This window comes from Streptomyces sp. NPDC031379, from assembly GCF_055569615.1.
Map to the genome: position 1 here is coordinate 134,932 of NZ_JBVIIT010000021.1, position 16,436 is coordinate 151,367.

Here is a 16,436-nt window from a genome sequence, read left to right on the forward strand (position 1 = left end):
CGGTCAGTGCACGCCCTGCGGTCACACGGTGGCGCTTTGCGATGTTTCACGTGGAACCAGCCGGGCCACATTTCTCCCATGACCGTCCGACCCGTGGTCAAGCGCACCGCCCGTGCCGTTCTGCTGGACGGTGACGACCTGATCCTGATCAAACGAACCAAGCCCGGTGTCGATCCCTACTGGGTCACGCCCGGCGGCGGGGTCGAACCCAGCGACCCGACCGTCGTGGAGGCCCTGCACCGAGAGGTGTACGAGGAACTCGGCGCCAAGATCACCGATGTGGTGCCGTGCTTCGTGGACACCGTCGAGCACATCGGTGAGGACGGCGGCGCCACCGGTGTCAAGGTGCAGCACTTCTTCGTCTGCCGACTGGGATCCATGGACCCCTCCCTGCGTCATGGTCCCGAAGTGGACGAGCCGGCCGGTGAGTACGAGATCGTCCATGTCCCGTTCACCCGCGTCGGCATCGCCTCCGTCCATCTCGTGCCGCTGTCGCTGCGCCACTACCTGGACGGCAATATCGAGGGGGTACGCGCCATGCACGCTCCCGACCTCGGGTAGCGCGGTCAGCCTGCGACGACGAGCAGTTCCTCCACCGAGTCGTGCCATATGCGGCTGGGCGGGATGCCGATGTTCCGGAGCACGCCTACCCCGCTGCGGATCATTCCGGGCGGACCGGAGAGATAGGCCTCGTACCCGTTCCAGGGCCCGTACTCACGTACGGCGTCGGGAAGCTGGAGGTGTGCCTGCTGGTCTATGACCGCCCGGACCGACAGCCAGGGGTGGCTCTGCTGGAGCCTGAGCATGGTGTCGATGTCGTACAGGTCATGGTCGGTGCGCGCGCCGTAGAACACCTCGACCGATCGGCGGGCGCCGCGTTCCGCGACGTCCTCGACCAGAGCCTTGATGGGCGCTATGCCGGTGCCGCCGCCCAGACAGAGCAGGCCGCTGTCGGTGGTGTGGTCGACCGTCATCGAGCCGGTCGGAGGGCCGAGGCGTACGACGTCTCCGGGGCGGGCTCGGTGCACCAGCGCGTTGGAGACCCAGCCGGCCGGTACGGCCTTCACATGGAACGTCAGCAGACCGTCCGAGCGGGGCGCGGAGGCGAAGGAGTAGTGCCGCCACACCCGTGGCCACCAGGGCGTCTCGACGCTCGTGTACTGACCTGCGAGGAAGGGGTAGGGCTGGTCGGGGCGGACGGTGAGGACCGCGACATCGGGTGTCCTGAGGTCGTGCGTGACGATCTCGGCATGCCACCAGGCCGGAGAGCGGAGCTCGTCCGCCGCCGCCGCGTCGATCATGACCTGCGACATCGTCGTGTACGCCCGCACCCAGGCCGCCTCGGTCTCCGGGTCCCAGACGGCGGCGTACCTGCTCAACGCACCGATCAGGCATTCGCCCACGGCCGGATAGTGCTCGGCGTGGGTCCCGTACTTGCGGTGGCCGCGACCGAGGTTCTGCAGGTAGTCGACGAGGACGGGGGTGTTGTCCAAGTGCTCGGCCGCGGTGAGCAGGGCCTTCAGCAGGCGGTCCCGCTGGGTGTCCATCGCGGCCGGAAACAGCGACCGCAGCTGGGGGTGGCGGACGAAAAGGAGCGCGTAGAAGTAGGAGGTGACCTTGTCGGCGACGGGGCCGATCTCGGTCATCGTGCGGCGGATGAGGAGTGCGTCCGGAGACTCCTCCTCGGCAACCGGAACTGATCGCCGCACGGGCACACGCGGCGCGACCGGGGCGTCGGGGCGAACCTCGCGCGTCTCCTGTGTGCCGTACGGCGGCGGAGCCGAAGGCGTGCTGTGCCGCGTGAACCAGCCGTCCCCGTCCGGCACGCCGTCCCCGCCCGGCATGCCGTTCTCCCCCGACGTGGTGGTCGGAGCGTCCATGGTGCCCTCGCCTCGAACGTCTTTCGGTCGGTCTGCGCACCTCCTCCTCGGAAGGTGCCTGCTTTCCCCCGGCGGGCGGCCAGCCGTAGCGCTTGCTCCGCAGCTTCCCATCCGATCGGATGCCACGTCCGCGTACTCGAAAACGCCGGTCTTCGATCTCTCCGTCCCGTTAGGCTGCTGCCCGCTCTCGGCCCGCACGGGATGCGTGTACCCCGTTCCGGACGTGAACCGGGGTCGACCCTACCGGCCGTTGCCGCGCGCACAAGTCCCCCCTGCCTTCCTCACGAATCAGGCAGGGGGGCGAACGGTGAGGTCCGTCAATCACCGGGCGGGGGCGACCAATTCATAGGCATCCCACAGATCCCGTCCCGTGTAGGAGTGGGTCGCGAGTCCGGCCAGGTGAGCGTCCGCGTTCACCGCCACGGAAACCGGTACGACAGCAAACAGTTCCTTGTCCGACGACGAGTCGCCGTACGCCACGCAGTCCGCCCGCCGCACACCGAACTCGGCGCAGAGCCGGTCCGCGATGGTCACCTTGGCCGCCGCGCTGAGCGCCCCGGTCGGGTCGACGGGTTCGGTGAACGGCACGGCCGGGAAACGGGATCCGTGGGCCGCGTGCGCGCCCCACTGCAGCAGGCGTTCCACGAAGAAGGAAGGCGAGAGCGACACCACCGCGCAGTACTCGCCCGCACTTCTGATCTCCGCCCACACCTCACGGATCCGGGCCAGCCAAGGAGCCGCCTGGAAAGCGGCGTCCACATGCGCCTCGGTCAGGCCCGCCCACAGGTCGTACACCTGCGCCGCGTACTCCGGCGGCCCGATCCGTCCCTCCGCAATCGCTCGATCCAGTGCCACCGTCTCCGCCTCCAGCCCCAGCTGGCGGGAAATCTCCACCGGTGCGGTGGTGCGGTGCAACAACGTGCCGTCCAGATCGAAGAGATGAAGTCTCGCCATGACGCTGAGGCTAATCGGCTGCCGATGTTTCACGTGAAACACTCGCAGCTGTCGCTGGGGTGTGCGCAGAGCTACGACATGGCCAAAAGCACGTACGTCTCTTCCGAAACGGGTGGACGCCGGGGGTGCCGGTCGGACAGCCTGACCTGCGTGCCGACTCCTTCCCTCGCCGCTCTGCCCATCCGCCGTCTGACGCTACGCGACCTCCGTGCGTGTGCCGACTTGTCCGAGGACCGGGGGTGGCCACGCGAAGAGCACAAGTGGGGTTTCCTCCTCACGGCCGGAAAGGGCTTCGGCATCGACGACCCCCAGGGGGGTCTCGTCGCCGCATGCGTCGTCACCGAGTACGGCTCGTGGGAACGGCTGGAACTCGGCGCCATCGGCATGGTTCTGGTGGCCGAACGCCACGCCCGCCAGGGCGTCGGGCGCCGCCTGATGCAGCACGTCGTGTCGGCCATGGGGACCACCCCGCTGACCCTGCACGCCACTCCCTACGGCCGTCCCCTGTACGAGGAGCTGGGCTTCAAGGTGACGGGCCGGGCGGAGATGCTGATCGGCGACTTCGCTCCCGAAGGTCCGGAGTCCGCGGTGCCGACGCGGGCAGCGACCGCGGAGGACCTCCCCTCGATCCTGCGTCTCGACGAGGACGTGTTCGGCGCCGACCGCACGCCCCTCATCACCCGCCTGCCCGCCTTCGCCGACCAGCTGCGGGTGGCCGAGGAGGACGGCCGGATCACCGGTTACGCGGCGGCGTGGCCCAACATGGACACCCATGTCGTCGGCCCGCTGATCGCCCGGGACACGGAGACCGCCAAGGCCCTCATCGCCTCGCTGGCGGCCGGTACGGACCGCCCGCTGCGCACCGACATCGACGTGCGCCACGAGGAGCTGCTGGTCTGGGCGAAGGCGCGGGGACTGGCCTCCGTGGCTTTCAATGCCGTGATGACCTATGGCATCACCGAACTCCCGGGAGACTGGACGCGCCGGTTCGCGCCGCTGACGGTGGCCGCGGGCTGAACCACCGCACGAGGAACGCCGGCCCCACCACGCGAAGCGGTGGGGCCGGCGTTGTCCGTCCGGGCCGTGTGATCAGGCGAGGGCCTGCACGGCCGCCGTGGCGAAGCCGTGGTCCTGCTCGGGCGCACCGCCCCCGACGCCGATCGCGCCGATCAGCCGGCCGTCCCGGTGGACGGGGACACCGCCCGCGATGAAGAGCAGGGGCCGGTCGAGGGCCGTGGGCAGTGTGTGGAAGAGGCCGCCCGGCTGCACGGCGTCGACCAGGCCGGCGGTGGGTGCGTTCAGCTGAAGCGCCGTGTAGGCCTTGCGCGTGCTGGTCTCGCCGGAGATCAGGACGGCCCGGTCGTCCCGGCGGAAGGCGAGCAGATGGCCGCCGGCGTCCAGAACGGTGACGCTGACGGTGACTCCGGCGTCCTCGGCCGCGCGGCGGGCCGTGGCGACCAGCAGCTCGGCGTCCTCGATGGTGAGCGGGGCGACGACGGTGGTGCTCATGAAACTTTCTCCTTGGTGTTGCCGGCGTTGGGATTGCAGTGGTGGATGCTTGCCGCACCGGAGGCACACCCCGGTGCGGGGGTCTGTGGGGTACCGGTGAGCCGGGCGGCTCAGTGGTGGACGGGAGTGCGCTGCCCGGCGGACGTACCGGAGGCGACCACGGCGCCGTGCGCGCCGTCACGGCGTTCCAGGGCTGCCGAGAGGACGGCGAGGACCAGGGCGGCCGCGGCGAGGACGGCACCGACCCAGTTGGGGGCGGTGTAGCCGAAGCCGGCCGCGATCACCATGCCGCCGAGCCAGGCGGAGAGGGCGTTGCCCAGGTTGAAGGCGCCGATGTTCACGGCCGAGGCGAGCGTCGGGGCGCCGTGCGCCTGGTCGAGGACGCGCTTCTGCAGCGGCGGGACGGTCGCGAAACCCAGGGCGCCGATCAGGGCGATGGTCACGGCGGCCGCGATCTTGTTGTGGGCGGTCAGCGTGAAGAGTGCGAGTACGACGGCCAGGGCGCCCAGGGAGACGTACAGCATCGGCATCAGGGCGCGGTCGGCGAACTTGCCGCCGATGAGGTTGCCGCCGACCATGCCGAGGCCGAAGAGGACCAGCAGCCAGGTGACCGAGCCGTCGGCGAAACCGGCGACGTGGGTCATCATCGGCGCGATGTAGGTGATGGCGGCGAAGACACCGCCGAAGCCGAGGACGGTCATCGCCATGGCGAGCAGGACCTGGGCGTTCTTGAAGGCGGCCAGCTCGTGCCGCAGGTGCACGCCCTGCTGCCGCGGCAGCTCGGGCACCAGCTTGGCGATGCCGGCGAGACCGACGACCCCGAGGGCGGCGACGATCCCGAAGGTGACGCGCCAGCCGACGTGCTGCCCGACGAGGGTGCCCAGCGGGACGCCGACGACATTGGCGACGGTCAGGCCGGTGAACATCATGGCGATGGCGCCGGCCTTCTTGCCGGGTGCCACCAGCTCGGCCGCGACGACCGAGCCGATGCCGAAGAAGGCTCCGTGGGCGAGCGAGGCGATCACTCGTCCGATCAGCATGATCGCGAAGGCGGGGGCCACCGCGGAGAGCAGGTTTCCGACGATGAAGAGCCCCATCAGCAGCATCAGCATCCGCTTGCGCGAGACCTTGGTGCCGAGCACGGTCATCAGCGGTGCACCGATGACCACTCCCAGCGCGTAGCCGGTCACGAGCAGGCCCGCCGTGGGGATGGAGACCCCGAAGTCGCCCGCGACCTCGGGCAGCAAGCCCATGATCACGAACTCGGTGGTTCCGATTCCGAAGGCCCCGATCGCGAGGGCCAGAAGCGCGAGAGGCATGGGGGGTACACCTTCCCAGACGATTGCAGGAGCGCTTTGCGTGCGTCCACAATAGTTGCACACGCGGGCTAAGTGCAACCGCCGACTATTGCGAGAGTGCTCTACTCTTGTGTCAGCCGCTCCGGAACGGAGGAAACGCCAATGACAGCGACGGATCCCGCGCTCACCGCCCTCGCCCAGGGCTGGTGCGCCCTCTCTGCGCTGCACGGAAAGATCGAGGCGCACATCGAGCGCGCCCTGCAGGCGAAGCACGACCTGAGCGTGCGCGAGTACTCCCTGCTCGATGTGCTCAGCCGACAGCACGACGGCGAGGGCGGGCATCTGCAGATGAAGCAGGTCGCCGACGCGGTCGTCCTCAGCCAGAGCGCCACCACACGCCTGGTGACCCGTCTCGAGGACCGTGGCCTGCTGGAGCGCTACCTCTGCCCCACCGACCGGCGCGGTATCTACACCAACGTCACCGAGGCGGGTCTGCGGCTGCTGGAGGAGGCTCGTCCGACCAATGACGCCGCCCTGCGCGAGGCCCTGGACGAGGCCTCCAGGAACCCGGAACTGGCCCCGCTGGTCCGGGTCGTGGAGTCACTGAACGTGCCCGCATAGGGTGCGGGCATGGGAGATCTTGAAATACGGCAGGCGACCGCCGAGGACCTGTCGGCGATCGTCGCGATGCTCGCCGACGATCCGCTGGGCGCCCAGCGCGAATCGCCTCACGACCTTTCCCCGTACCGGACGGCGCTGGAGCGCCTCGATGCCGACGTGAACCAGCATCTCGTCGTCGCCGTGCGCGAAGGCCGGGTGATCGGAACCCTGCAGCTCACGATCATTCCCGGCCTCTCCCATCGAGGGGCGACCCGCGCGCTCATCGAGGCCGTGCGCATCCATGCCGACGAACGGGGCAGCGGGCTCGGCGGCCGGCTCATCGAGTGGGCGATCGACACGTCCCGACAGCTCGACTGCCAGATGGTGCAGCTGACGTCCGACAAGACGCGTACCGATGCGCACCGTTTCTACGAACGGCTGGGCTTCACGGCTTCGCACGAGGGCTTCAAACTCAAGCTGTGACGGCATCGCAGGGGACAAGGCGGTGTGTTTCACGTGAAACACACCGCTCTCGCCTCTCCGGACTACCGGATCCCCCGCCACCCCTCCGGGTCCACTCCGCCAGGCACGGGAGCCTCGGGGCCGTACGGCTGCCGCGTGAACACGAACGACCCGAGGTCGAGATGGCTCACGGACCCGTCCGGGCGACGTACCGGCCGTAGCAACTCCCCGGCGTAGTAACCCTCCAGGCCCGTCCAGGTGCCATCGCCGTTCGAGCGGAAGCGGGCACGGCGTCCGCCGCCGGTCAGCGGCCCCAACGCGATCAGACCATCGGCGCCGACCCGCAGGCCGAAGGCGTGCGTCCCCCAGTACCACTGACCCGCCAGCTCCAGGACCGCCGGCTCGACCTCGCGCAACGGTCGCCAGGGCTCGGGGATCCGGGGCTCCGCCTCGGCGACGATTCGTACGAGGTCGGCACCCACCGCGCCCAGCAGCGGACCGCTGGTGCAGTTGGCGAGCACCACCGCGGCCACATCGTCCTCCACGCTGATGGTGAGGTTCGCCAGGAAGCCCGGCAGTGAACCGGAGTGCCCGACGAGCAGCCTGCCGTCGCGGCGCTGAATCTGCACCCCGAGGCCATAGGTGGTGCCGTCCACCACGTCCGCGGCCTCGGCGGGGGCCGCCGGGGTGCGCATCTCCCGAACCGACTCCGCGCTCAGTACCCGGTCGTCCCCTCGGGCCAGAAACGCAGCGAACCGAGCCAAATCCCCTGTGGTCGACCACAACTGACCGGCTGGTGCCATCCGGCCGAGATCCTCCAGGGGCTCGGGCAGCATGGCGTCGGCCCACGGATGCACGGCCCACCCGCCCGCGTGCGGCGGCTGCGGCTGCGCGCTCGTACGGTGCAGGCCGAGCGGTTCAAGGATCTCGCCGCGCAGCACTTCCTCCCAGGGAGCGCCACGCAGCGCCTCCACCAGCGCGCCGAGCACGGTGTAGCCAGGGTTGGAGTAATGGTGCCGTCGCCCCACGGGATGCAGGAGGGGCCGCTCACCGAGCACGTCGCTCAGCTCGGGCCGCAGAGAGCCAGGGGTCCGCTCCCACCAGGGCGCGGGAGACTCGGCGGCCAACCCGGCGGTGTGGGCGAGCAGTTCGGCGATCGTCGCCTCTCCCGCGCCGGTTCCCGGCAGGTGCTTTTCCAGCGGATCCCCGAGATCGAGCAGTCCCTCGTCACGCAGCCGCATCACCAGTACGGCGGTGAAGGTCTTGGTGATGGACCCGATCCGATACTGCACGCCTTCGTCCGGCGCATGCCCCTGGACCGAGGTACGCGCCCCGTGCCACACGGCCTCTCCGTCCCGTACGACGGCGGCGACGAGCGACGGCGCCCGCCCTTCGGCCTGGGCGACGGCGATCCGGTGCAGCAGGGCACGCCGGGTGCCGGGGAGCAGCGCTTCCTGAGATGTCGTCATGAGCCCAGTCCACCGCCTGCCACGGCGCGCGTCGAATCCATTTCCCGAACGAACGGATCAGGTCTGGGCCATGTCCACGAATCGGGAGTAGTGGCCCTGGAACGCGACCGTGATCGTGGCCGTCGGGCCGTTTCGGTGCTTGGCCACGATCAGGTCGGCCTCACCTGCGCGCGGGGACTCCTTCTCATAGGCGTCCTCACGGTGCAGCAGGATGACCATGTCGGCGTCCTGCTCGATGGAACCGGACTCACGCAGGTCGGAGACCATCGGCTTCTTGTCGGTGCGCTGCTCGGGACCACGGTTGAGCTGGGAGAGGGCGATGACCGGGAGCTCCAGCTCCTTGGCGAGGAGCTTGAGGTTACGGGACATGTCCGAGACCTCCTGCTGACGGCTCTCGGCGCGCTTGGAGCCGCCGGACTGCATCAGCTGGAGGTAGTCGATGACGACAAGCTTCAGGTCGTTGCGCTGCTTCAGCCGCCGGCACTTGGCGCGGATCTCCATCATCGACAGGTTCGGGGAGTCGTCGATGTAGAGCGGGGCGGCCGAGACGTCCGGCATGCGGCGGGCCAGCCGGGTCCAGTCCTCGTCGGTCATCGTGCCGGACCGCATGTGGTGCAGGGCGACCCGGGCCTCGGCGGACAGCAGACGCATCGCGATCTCGTTGCGGCCCATTTCCAGCGAGAAGATGACACTCGGGAGGTTGTTCTTGATCGAGGCGGCCCGCGCGAAGTCCAGGGCGAGGGTCGACTTACCCATGGCGGGTCGCGCCGCGATGACGATCATCTGGCCCGGGTGCAGACCGTTCGTCAGCGAGTCGAAGTCGGTGAAGCCCGTGGGTACGCCCGTCATCTCGCCGCTGCGCGAACCGATCGCCTCGATCTCGTCGAGGGCGCCTTCCATGATGTCGCCGAGCGGGAGATAGTCCTCACTGGTGCGCTGCTCGGTGACGGCGTAGATCTCGGCCTGGGCGCGGTTGACGATCTCGTCGACGTCGTCGTCGGCCGCGTATCCCATCTGGGTGATGCGCGTGCCGGCCTCGACCAGGCGGCGCAGGACCGCCCGCTCATGGACGATCTCGGCGTAGTACTCGGCGTTGGCCGCGGTCGGCACCGTCTGGACGAGCGTGTGCAGGTAGGAAGCGCCGCCGACCTTGTTGATCTCGCCGCGCTTGGTGAGTTCCGCGGCGATGGTGATCGGGTCGGCCGGCTCGCCCTTGGCGTAGACGTCCAGGATCGCCTGGTAGATCGTCTCGTGCGCGGGCTTGTAGAAGTCGTGGCCCTTGAGGATCTCCACGACGTCGGCGATGGCGTCCTTGGACAGCAGCATGCCGCCCAGCACCGACTGCTCGGCGTCCAGATCCTGCGGCGGCACCCGCTCGAAGGACGACCCACCGCCGTCCCAGCCGCCGTTCTCCCGGCCCCGGTCGTGCTGTTCATCACGGCCCCGGCCACCGTCGCTCCGCCGCCGGGAGGCCGGCAGACGATCGCTGGGTCCGCTGTCGGCCCACGGATCGTCCAAGGGCTCGGAAATGCTCACCGAGCCACCTCCTCCCGTCCGCACAGCGGACCTCGCCGTGTCCTCTTTTGTACGGCACGACACTGACAAATGAGAGGCCCAACTCCGGTCCTCACGCGTCAGGTTTGTGACGGTTCCGAGGCCGCGGGAAAGACACGTCCCGGGCCGGGGAAAGGAGTGGGCGCCGGACCACGTTAGGCCTGTCGGCACCGTCAGCCAATCTGGTTATCCACAGGGCATGTGGACGACCGCCCAGATGCTGTGGAGAACTCACCGAAACCTGTGCACGACCCGGTGGACAGCCCTGTGAACAAGCCCTCGCCCGCGGCGAGGGAAAGTCGTTGACCTGCACCTTTACCATCCACTGGCTGTGCAGAAGAAAAACTTCCCCAGTCGGGCCAAGATCGCTTCGAACGGTGCGCGAAAGGACGCGATCCACATCACTAGGTAAGGGCCAATTGCCCTTTGCATCTCTTACCTGTGGACGATTAGATTAGTGCTCATGACACAGGCTCCCGCGATACCGAAGGACACCCGTCGACGGCACGACCGAGAGATCGTCGCGCTGGCCGTCCCGGCCTTCGGCGCCCTCGTCGCCGAGCCGCTCTTCCTCATGGCGGACAGTGCGATCGTCGGCCATCTCGGCACCGCGCAACTCGCCGGCCTCGGCGTCGCCTCGGCGCTCCTCACCACCGCCGTGAGCGTCTTCGTCTTCCTCGCCTACGCCACCACGGCCGCCGTGGCCCGCCGCGTCGGCGCCGGTGATCTCCCGGCGGCCCTCCGGCAGGGCATGGACGGCATCTGGCTGGCCCTGCTGCTCGGCATCGCCGTCATCGCCCTCGTCCTACCGCTGGCCCCCGACATCGTGGACCTCTTCGGCGCCTCCACGACGGCGGCCCCCTATGCCACGACGTATCTGCGCATCTCCTCGCTGGGTATCCCGGCCATGCTCATCGTCCTCGCCTCGACGGGCGTGCTGCGCGGCCTGCAGGACACCAGGACCCCGCTCTACGTCGCCATCGCCGGCTTCGTCGCCAACGGAGCGCTCAACGGCGCACTCGTCTACGGCGCCGGGCTCGGCGTCGCCGGTTCGGCATGGGGCACGGTCATCGCACAGTGCGGCATGGCAGCCGTCTATCTGACCGTAGTCGTCCGCGGGGCCCATCAGCACGGCGCTTCTCTCCGCCCCGACACCGCCGGCATCCGGGCCTCGGCCCAGGCAGGCGTTCCCCTCCTGGTCCGCACACTGTCGCTGCGCGCGATCCTCATGATCGCCACGGCAGTCGCGGCACGTCTCGGTGACGCCGACATCGCCGCCCACCAGATCACTCTGTCCTTGTGGAACCTTCTGGCTTTCGCTCTCGACGCGATCGCGATCGCGGGACAGGCGATCATCGGCCGCTACCTCGGCGCGGCCGACACCCAGGGCGCGCGTGAGGCGTGCCGTCGCATGGTCCAGTGGGGCATCGCAACCGGTGTCGTACTCGGCCTGCTCGTGGTGGCCGGCCGGCAGCTCTTCCTGCCGCTGTTCACCAGCGACTCGGTGGTCAAGGACACGGCCCTGCCCGCCCTGCTGATGGTGGCACTGTCACAGCCCATCTGCGGAATCGTCTTCGTCCTGGACGGCGTCCTGATGGGCGCGGGCGACGGACCCTACCTGGCCTGGGCCATGGTCGTCACCCTGGCGGTATTCGCACCGGTGGCCCTGCTCGTCCCCACATTCGGCGGCGGCCTGACCGCCCTCTGGGCAGCGATGATGCTGATGATGACCATCCGCATGCTGACCCTGTGGCTGCGCGCACGCTCCGGTCGCTGGATCGTCACCGGCGCGACCCGCTGACCGTTTCACGTGAAACATGCCGTGGCGTCTCGGCCATGGTGGCCCGTGCCATAGAGAGAGGGGCCGCACCCTGCACGGGTGCGGCCCCTCTCACCGGCTCAAGCGAGCACAGCGATCACGCAGCGATCAGGCCGCGACGACCTCGATGTTGACCTTGGCGGCAACCTCGGGGTGCAGACGCACGGACGACTCGTGGGCGCCCAGGGTCTTGATCGGAGCGGACAGCTCGATGCGGCGCTTGTCGACCTCGGGGCCACCGGAAGCCTTGATCGCGGAGGCGATGTCGGCCGGGGTGACGGAACCGAAGAGACGGCCGGCGTCGCCGGAGCGGACCGCCAGGCGGACCTTCACGCCCTCGAGCTGGGCCTTGATCTGGTTGGCCTGCTCGATGGTCTGGATCTCGTGGATCTTGCGAGCACGACGGATCTGCTCGACGTCCTTCTCGCCACCCTTGGTCCAGCGGATAGCGAACTTCCGCGGGATCAGGTAGTTGCGAGCGTAACCGTCCTTGACGTCGACGACGTCGCCAGCGGCACCGAGGCCGGAGACCTCGTGGGTGAGGATGATCTTCATGTGTCGGTCACCCTTCCCTTAGCGCGCGGTGGACGTGTAGGGCAGCAGCGCCATCTCACGGCTGTTCTTCACGGCCGTGGCGACGTCACGCTGGTGCTGCGTGCAGTTGCCGGTCACGCGGCGGGCACGGATCTTGCCGCGGTCGGAAATGAACTTCCGCAGCATGTTCGTGTCCTTGTAGTCCACGTACGTGACCTTGTCCTTGCAGAAAGCGCAGACCTTCTTCTTAGGCTTGCGCACAGGCGGCTTCGCCATGGTGTTTCTCCTGTGTGATCAAGAAGTTGGGGTACGACCCACCTTCGGCCCGAAGGCTTAGAAGGGGGGCTCGTCCGAGTAGCCGCCACCGCCGCCGGAGCCGCCGCCCCAGCCGCCGCCACCCTGGTTGCCACCGGCGGGAGCGCCGGTCGCCCACGGGTCGTCGGCCGGAGCGCCACCGCCCTGCTGGGCGCCACCGGAGCCGCCGCCCCAGCCGCCGCCCTGCTGGCCGCCACCGCCGCCGTAACCACCCTGGCCACCGCGAGCGCCACCGGCGGTCTTGGTGACCTTGGCCGTGGCGTTGCGCAGGCTGGGGCCGACTTCCTCGACGTCCAGCTCGTAGACCGTGCGCTTGACGCCCTCACGGTCCTCATAGGACCGCTGCTTCAGCCGGCCCTGCACGATCACGCGCATGCCTCGCTGGAGCGACTCGGCGACATTCTCCGCCGCCTGGCGCCAGACCGAGCAGGTCAGGAAGAGGCTCTCGCCGTCCTTCCACTCGTTCGTCTGGCGGTCGAAGGTACGGGGAGTGGACGCGACACGGAACTTCGCGACCGCCGCACCGGACGGGGTGAAGCGCAGCTCGGGGTCATCGACAAGATTGCCGATGACCGTGATGACGGTCTCGCCTGCCATGGGGGAACCTCTCGGCGGGTTTGCTGCTCTGGCTGCTGGTTGCTGCTACTCGAATCCCGAGATCAGCTGAGCGGGAAAGCTCAGTGGGTCTCGGGGCGGAGGACCTTGGTCCGGAGGATCGACTCGTTCAGGTTCATCTGGCGGTCGAGCTCCTTGACGACCGCAGGCTCGGCCTGCAGGTCGATGACCGAGTAGATGCCCTCGGGCTTCTTCTTGATCTCGTAGGCGAGACGACGACGGCCCCAGGTGTCGACCTTCTCAACCTTGCCGCCACCGTCACGGACGACGGACAGGAAGTTCTCGATCAGCGGGGAGACAGCACGCTCCTCGAGATCGGGGTCGAGGATGACCATCACCTCGTAGTGACGCATGTGGAACCCACCTCCTTTGGACTCAGCGGCCACGGTCGTTCCGTGGCAGGAGGGTTGTGATGCGTACGCAACGGTATCGGCCGCCACTGACAATCGGGGTTCCCCTGGGGATCCCGCAGCGTTGGCCCCAGTGCGACTGGCAGGCCTGGGCAGACACCGGTGCAGCGGTACAGACTACCCGCACACCTGCTTCCGGTTGAAATCCGGCGGCTGGGGCCGTCAGTCTGTACACATCGGGTGTGTATGGCGCTACAGTGCGCCGCGATCCGCAGGAGGTGCCCTATGGCACAGCAGGCATTGCGACCGAACACCGCTGGATCTCTCTTCGCCACCGACGGCAAGCCCCATCCGCTCCAGGACACCCTGATGGCCGTGACACTGGCCGTCGGTGTGCTGGCCTTCATCACGTCCTTCTTCTCCGGCCTCCATCTGCTCGCCTCGTGGGCCGGCCTGGTGGGCCTCGTCATCGGTGCGTACGGGCAGTGGATCTCCGTGACCACGCGTGAGCGCTTCGGCCTGATCCTGGGGCTCGGTGCCTCCGGTGTCGGTTTCATGCTCGGCATGGCGAACGGCGGACTGTTCGGCGGGCTCATCGGCTGACCTCCCGGCCGGCCGTACGGCACCTCCCTCAAGGACTGTGAAGTCGCCCCGGCGGCCCAGGGCCGGGGCGAAGGTGGTGTACGCCCAGTCGGGGCGCTCCCCGGGCGCAGTAGGCTTCGGCGCGAGAGCCGGAGCCCCTGTACCCATGGGGACACACCAGCCCGAGGAGCGCCCCGAATGAGCCTGACCCTGAGGACCATCAGTCGCGAGCAGCATCTGGCCTACATCCAGAGCCTGCCGGCGGCGAGCCACATGCAGGTCCCGGCCTGGGCAGATGTGAAGGCGGAGTGGCGCTCGGAGAGCCTCGGCTGGTTCGACGGCCGTACCGGCGAGATGGTCGGCGCGGGCCTGGTCCTCTACCGGCAGCTGCCCAAGATCAAGCGCTACCTCGCCTATCTTCCCGAGGGCCCGGTCATCAACTGGTACGCGCCGAACCTGGACGACTGGATCCAGCCGATGCTGGCGCATCTGAAGCAGCAGGGCGCGTTCTCCGTGAAGATGGGCCCGCCGGTGATCATCCGGCGCTGGAACGCCGAGACCATCAAGAAGGGCATCCAGGACCAGGACGTCAAGCGCCTGCGTGACCTGGAGGCCGACTTCATCGAGCCGCGCGCCTTCGAGGTGGCCGACAAGCTGCGCCGTATGGGCTGGCAGCAGGGGGAGGACGGCGGCGCCGGCTTCGGCGACGTCCAGCCCCGCTACGTCTACCAGGTGCCGCTCGCCAACCGCTCCCTGGAAGAGGTCCACAAGAACTTCAACCAGCTGTGGCGCCGCAACATCAAGAAGGCCGAGAAGGCCGGCGTCGAGGTCGTCCAGGGCGGTTACCAGGACCTGGCCGAGTGGCAGCGGCTGTACGAGATCACGGCTGTGCGTGACCACTTCCGGCCCCGCCCGCTGTCGTACTTCCAGCGCATGTGGACGGCCCTCAACACCGAGGACCCCAACCGCATGCGGCTGTACTTCGCCCGCCACAACGGCGTGAACCTGTCCGCCGCGACGATGCTGATCGTCGGCGGGCACGTCTGGTACTCCTACGGCGCCTCCGACAACATCGGCCGTGAGGTCAGGCCCTCGAACGCGATGCAGTGGCGGATGCTGCGCGACGCCTACGCTCTCGGCGCCACCGTCTACGACCTGCGCGGCATCTCCGACTCGCTGGACGAGACGGACCACCTGTTCGGCCTGATCCAGTTCAAGGTCGGCACGGGCGGACAGGCCGCCGAGTACCTCGGCGAGTGGGACTTCCCGCTGAACAAGCTGCTCCACAAGGCGCTCGACATCTACATGTCGCGCCGCTGAGCCGCGGGCGTTTGATTCCATAGCCTTCACTGCTTTCACACCTCTGATACACCCCAGCCACGAGAAAGGTTCCGGGTCCGGCCATGGCGCTCACGCTTTACGTCGACACCGCGCGCTGGCGGGCGCACCACAAGCACGTGCAGGAGCAGTTCCCAGGACTTGTCCCGGTCTGCAAGGGCAACGGCTACGGCTTCGGGCACGAGCGGCTGGCGGAGGAGGCCACGCGGCTCGGTGCGGACCTGCTCGCCGTCGGCACGACGTACGAAGCCGCGCGCATCAAGGACTTCTTCGGCGGTGATCTGCTGGTGCTGACGCCGTACCGGCGCGGCGAGGAGCCGGTGCCGCTGCCCGACCGGGTCGTCCGCTCGGTGTCGTCGATCGACGGCGTGTACGGCCTCGTCGGCGCCCGCGTCGTCATCGAGGTGATGTCCTCGATGAAGCGGCACGGCATCAGCGAGCACGACCTGCCGCAGCTGCACCAGGCGATCGAGAACGTCCGACTGGAGGGGTTCGCCATCCATCTGCCGCTGGACCGCACCGACGGCTCGGACGCCGTCGAGGAGGTCATCGGCTGGATGGACCGGCTGCGCGCGGCCCGGCTGCCGCTGCACACGATGTTCGTCAGCCACCTCAAGGCCGATGAACTCGCGCGGCTCCAGCAGCAGTTCCCGCAGACCCGGTTCCGCGCCCGCATCGGCACGCGGTTGTGGCTGGGGGACCACGAGGCGACCGAGTACCGCGGTGCCGTCCTGGACGTCACGCGTGTGACCAAGGGCGACCGGTTCGGCTACCGGCAGCAGAAGGCGGCCTCGGACGGCTATCTGGTGGTCGTGGCAGGCGGTACGTCGCACGGGGTGGGCCTGGAGGCCCCCAAGGCCCTGCACGGCGTCATGCCGCGTGCCAAGGGCGTGGCACGGGCCGGCCTCGCCACGGTCAACCGGAACCTTTCTCCGTTCGTCTGGGGCGGCAAGCAGCGCTGGTTCGCCGAGCCGCCGCACATGCAGGTGTCGATCCTTTTCGTCCCGTCGGACGCCCCGGAGCCGAAGGTCGGTGACGAGCTGGTGGCCCATCTGCGGCACACGACCACGCAGTTCGACCGGCTCGTGGAACGCTAGCCCGGCACCGGGAACGCGGTACGGCGCCCCAGGGAGCGCGTTACCGGGAAAGCACGAAGG

The 16,436-nt window shown here is 68.7% G+C and carries 18 protein-coding genes; 8 read left to right on the forward strand and 10 right to left on the reverse strand.

Annotated elements, in window-relative coordinates; all coding sequences use genetic code 11:
• The first annotated feature begins 78 nt into the window (after nt 1-78).
• A complete protein-coding gene (locus ACZ5CW_RS28330; protein WP_468606174.1) occupies nt 79-561 on the forward strand; it encodes an NUDIX domain-containing protein in 483 nt (160 codons plus the stop codon).
• 5 nt (nt 562-566) lie between these two features.
• Here ACZ5CW_RS28330 and ACZ5CW_RS28335 read toward each other — a convergent pair whose 3' ends face one another.
• Both ACZ5CW_RS28335 and ACZ5CW_RS28340 read right to left on the reverse strand, forming a co-directional pair.
• Nucleotides 567-1,880: a globin domain-containing protein gene (locus ACZ5CW_RS28335; RefSeq protein WP_468606176.1), complete on the reverse strand. Its 1,314-nt coding sequence runs from the start codon at nt 1,878-1,880 to the stop codon at nt 567-569.
• 321 nt (nt 1,881-2,201) lie between these two features.
• Complete coding sequence (locus tag ACZ5CW_RS28340; protein ID WP_468606178.1) at nt 2,202-2,834, reverse strand: HAD family hydrolase; 633 nt, start codon at nt 2,832-2,834, stop codon at nt 2,202-2,204.
• A 150-nt stretch (nt 2,835-2,984) separates the two neighbouring features.
• On the opposite strand from ACZ5CW_RS28340, the gene ACZ5CW_RS28345 reads away from it, so the two are divergent.
• Nucleotides 2,985-3,851: a GNAT family N-acetyltransferase gene (locus ACZ5CW_RS28345; protein ID WP_468606180.1), complete on the forward strand. Its 867-nt coding sequence runs from the start codon at nt 2,985-2,987 to the stop codon at nt 3,849-3,851.
• Between the two features lie 72 nt (nt 3,852-3,923).
• Here the strand turns inward: ACZ5CW_RS28345 and ACZ5CW_RS28350 are convergent, their stop codons facing one another.
• Together ACZ5CW_RS28350 and ACZ5CW_RS28355 are read right to left on the reverse strand one after the other, a co-directional pair.
• Nucleotides 3,924-4,343, reverse strand: coding sequence for a GlcG/HbpS family heme-binding protein (locus ACZ5CW_RS28350; protein ID WP_468606182.1), 420 nt, complete (start codon nt 4,341-4,343; stop codon nt 3,924-3,926).
• Between the two features lie 110 nt (nt 4,344-4,453).
• Complete coding sequence (locus ACZ5CW_RS28355) at nt 4,454-5,662, reverse strand: MFS transporter (RefSeq protein ID WP_468606184.1); 1,209 nt, start codon at nt 5,660-5,662, stop codon at nt 4,454-4,456.
• A 141-nt stretch (nt 5,663-5,803) separates the two neighbouring features.
• Here ACZ5CW_RS28355 and ACZ5CW_RS28360 point away from each other — a divergent pair, with 141 nt between their 5' ends.
• A complete protein-coding gene (locus tag ACZ5CW_RS28360; RefSeq protein ID WP_468606186.1) occupies nt 5,804-6,262 on the forward strand; it encodes a MarR family winged helix-turn-helix transcriptional regulator in 459 nt (152 codons plus the stop codon).
• A gap of 9 nt (nt 6,263-6,271) precedes the next feature.
• Nucleotides 6,272-6,724, forward strand: coding sequence for a GNAT family N-acetyltransferase (locus tag ACZ5CW_RS28365; RefSeq protein ID WP_468606188.1), 453 nt, complete (start codon nt 6,272-6,274; stop codon nt 6,722-6,724).
• A 62-nt stretch (nt 6,725-6,786) separates the two neighbouring features.
• Here ACZ5CW_RS28365 and ACZ5CW_RS28370 read toward each other — a convergent pair whose 3' ends face one another.
• Together ACZ5CW_RS28370 and dnaB are read right to left on the reverse strand one after the other, a co-directional pair.
• Complete coding sequence (locus tag ACZ5CW_RS28370; RefSeq protein ID WP_468606190.1) at nt 6,787-8,172, reverse strand: serine hydrolase domain-containing protein; 1,386 nt, start codon at nt 8,170-8,172, stop codon at nt 6,787-6,789.
• Between the two features lie 57 nt (nt 8,173-8,229).
• The gene (dnaB, locus tag ACZ5CW_RS28375; protein WP_468606192.1) at nt 8,230-9,708 is read right to left on the reverse strand and encodes a replicative DNA helicase; all 1,479 of its coding nucleotides are present in this window, start codon (nt 9,706-9,708) and stop codon (nt 8,230-8,232) included.
• 481 nt (nt 9,709-10,189) lie between these two features.
• On the opposite strand from dnaB, the gene ACZ5CW_RS28380 reads away from it, so the two are divergent.
• Nucleotides 10,190-11,527 carry an MATE family efflux transporter gene (locus ACZ5CW_RS28380; RefSeq protein WP_468606194.1) on the forward strand — a complete coding sequence of 446 codons (1,338 nt, stop codon included), beginning with the start codon at nt 10,190-10,192 and terminating at the stop codon, nt 11,525-11,527.
• 126 nt (nt 11,528-11,653) lie between these two features.
• On the opposite strand, the gene rplI is transcribed toward ACZ5CW_RS28380, so the two are convergent.
• The 4 genes from rplI to rpsF all read right to left on the reverse strand — a co-directional run bounded on the left by rplI (nt 11,654) and on the right by rpsF (nt 13,362).
• Complete coding sequence (gene rplI, locus ACZ5CW_RS28385; RefSeq protein ID WP_468606196.1) at nt 11,654-12,100, reverse strand: 50S ribosomal protein L9; 447 nt, start codon at nt 12,098-12,100, stop codon at nt 11,654-11,656.
• Nucleotides 12,101-12,118: 18 nt separating this feature from the next.
• On the reverse strand, nt 12,119-12,355 hold the full coding sequence (gene rpsR / locus ACZ5CW_RS28390; RefSeq protein WP_003949403.1) for a 30S ribosomal protein S18: 237 nt from the start codon (nt 12,353-12,355) through the stop codon (nt 12,119-12,121).
• Nucleotides 12,356-12,412: 57 nt separating this feature from the next.
• Entirely contained in the window at nt 12,413-12,991 is a 579-nt protein-coding gene (locus ACZ5CW_RS28395) for a single-stranded DNA-binding protein (protein ID WP_468606198.1), read from the reverse strand.
• Nucleotides 12,992-13,071: 80 nt separating this feature from the next.
• Nucleotides 13,072-13,362, reverse strand: a complete 291-nt coding sequence (gene rpsF, locus ACZ5CW_RS28400) for a 30S ribosomal protein S6 (RefSeq protein ID WP_030344396.1) — start codon at nt 13,360-13,362, stop codon at nt 13,072-13,074.
• Nucleotides 13,363-13,644: 282 nt separating this feature from the next.
• Here rpsF and ACZ5CW_RS28405 point away from each other — a divergent pair, with 282 nt between their 5' ends.
• The 3 genes from ACZ5CW_RS28405 (at nt 13,645) to ACZ5CW_RS28415 (ending at nt 16,376) form a co-directional block, all read left to right on the forward strand.
• Complete coding sequence (locus tag ACZ5CW_RS28405) at nt 13,645-13,962, forward strand: hypothetical protein (protein ID WP_468606200.1); 318 nt, start codon at nt 13,645-13,647, stop codon at nt 13,960-13,962.
• A 177-nt stretch (nt 13,963-14,139) separates the two neighbouring features.
• A complete protein-coding gene (gene femX / locus ACZ5CW_RS28410) occupies nt 14,140-15,261 on the forward strand; it encodes a peptidoglycan bridge formation glycyltransferase FemX (RefSeq protein WP_468606202.1) in 1,122 nt (373 codons plus the stop codon).
• An 83-nt stretch (nt 15,262-15,344) separates the two neighbouring features.
• On the forward strand, nt 15,345-16,376 hold the full coding sequence (locus tag ACZ5CW_RS28415) for an alanine racemase (RefSeq protein WP_468606204.1): 1,032 nt from the start codon (nt 15,345-15,347) through the stop codon (nt 16,374-16,376).
• Nucleotides 16,377-16,436 lie beyond the last annotated feature (60 nt).

Excerpts from the sequence above, each read along its gene's own strand:
- ACZ5CW_RS28370 (WP_468606190.1), bottom strand. The coding sequence starts at position 8,172 with ATGACGACATCTCAGGAAGCGCTGCTCCCCGGCACCCGGCGTGCCCTG.
- ACZ5CW_RS28350 (WP_468606182.1), bottom strand. The coding sequence starts at position 4,343 with ATGAGCACCACCGTCGTCGCCCCGCTCACCATCGAGGACGCCGAGCTG.
- rpsF (WP_030344396.1), bottom strand. The coding sequence starts at position 13,362 with ATGCGTCACTACGAGGTGATGGTCATCCTCGACCCCGATCTCGAGGAG.
- ACZ5CW_RS28415 (WP_468606204.1), top strand. The coding sequence starts at position 15,345 with ATGGCGCTCACGCTTTACGTCGACACCGCGCGCTGGCGGGCGCACCAC.
- ACZ5CW_RS28380 (WP_468606194.1), top strand. The coding sequence starts at position 10,190 with ATGACACAGGCTCCCGCGATACCGAAGGACACCCGTCGACGGCACGAC.
- femX (WP_468606202.1), top strand. The coding sequence starts at position 14,140 with ATGAGCCTGACCCTGAGGACCATCAGTCGCGAGCAGCATCTGGCCTAC.
- rpsR (WP_003949403.1), bottom strand. The coding sequence starts at position 12,355 with ATGGCGAAGCCGCCTGTGCGCAAGCCTAAGAAGAAGGTCTGCGCTTTC.
- ACZ5CW_RS28335 (WP_468606176.1), bottom strand. The coding sequence starts at position 1,880 with ATGGACGCTCCGACCACCACGTCGGGGGAGAACGGCATGCCGGGCGGG.
- ACZ5CW_RS28330 (WP_468606174.1), top strand. The coding sequence starts at position 79 with ATGACCGTCCGACCCGTGGTCAAGCGCACCGCCCGTGCCGTTCTGCTG.
- ACZ5CW_RS28405 (WP_468606200.1), top strand. The coding sequence starts at position 13,645 with ATGGCACAGCAGGCATTGCGACCGAACACCGCTGGATCTCTCTTCGCC.
- ACZ5CW_RS28360 (WP_468606186.1), top strand. The coding sequence starts at position 5,804 with ATGACAGCGACGGATCCCGCGCTCACCGCCCTCGCCCAGGGCTGGTGC.
- ACZ5CW_RS28340 (WP_468606178.1), bottom strand. The coding sequence starts at position 2,834 with ATGGCGAGACTTCATCTCTTCGATCTGGACGGCACGTTGTTGCACCGC.
- ACZ5CW_RS28395 (WP_468606198.1), bottom strand. The coding sequence starts at position 12,991 with ATGGCAGGCGAGACCGTCATCACGGTCATCGGCAATCTTGTCGATGAC.
- ACZ5CW_RS28365 (WP_468606188.1), top strand. The coding sequence starts at position 6,272 with ATGGGAGATCTTGAAATACGGCAGGCGACCGCCGAGGACCTGTCGGCG.
- rplI (WP_468606196.1), bottom strand. The coding sequence starts at position 12,100 with ATGAAGATCATCCTCACCCACGAGGTCTCCGGCCTCGGTGCCGCTGGC.
- ACZ5CW_RS28355 (WP_468606184.1), bottom strand. The coding sequence starts at position 5,662 with ATGCCTCTCGCGCTTCTGGCCCTCGCGATCGGGGCCTTCGGAATCGGA.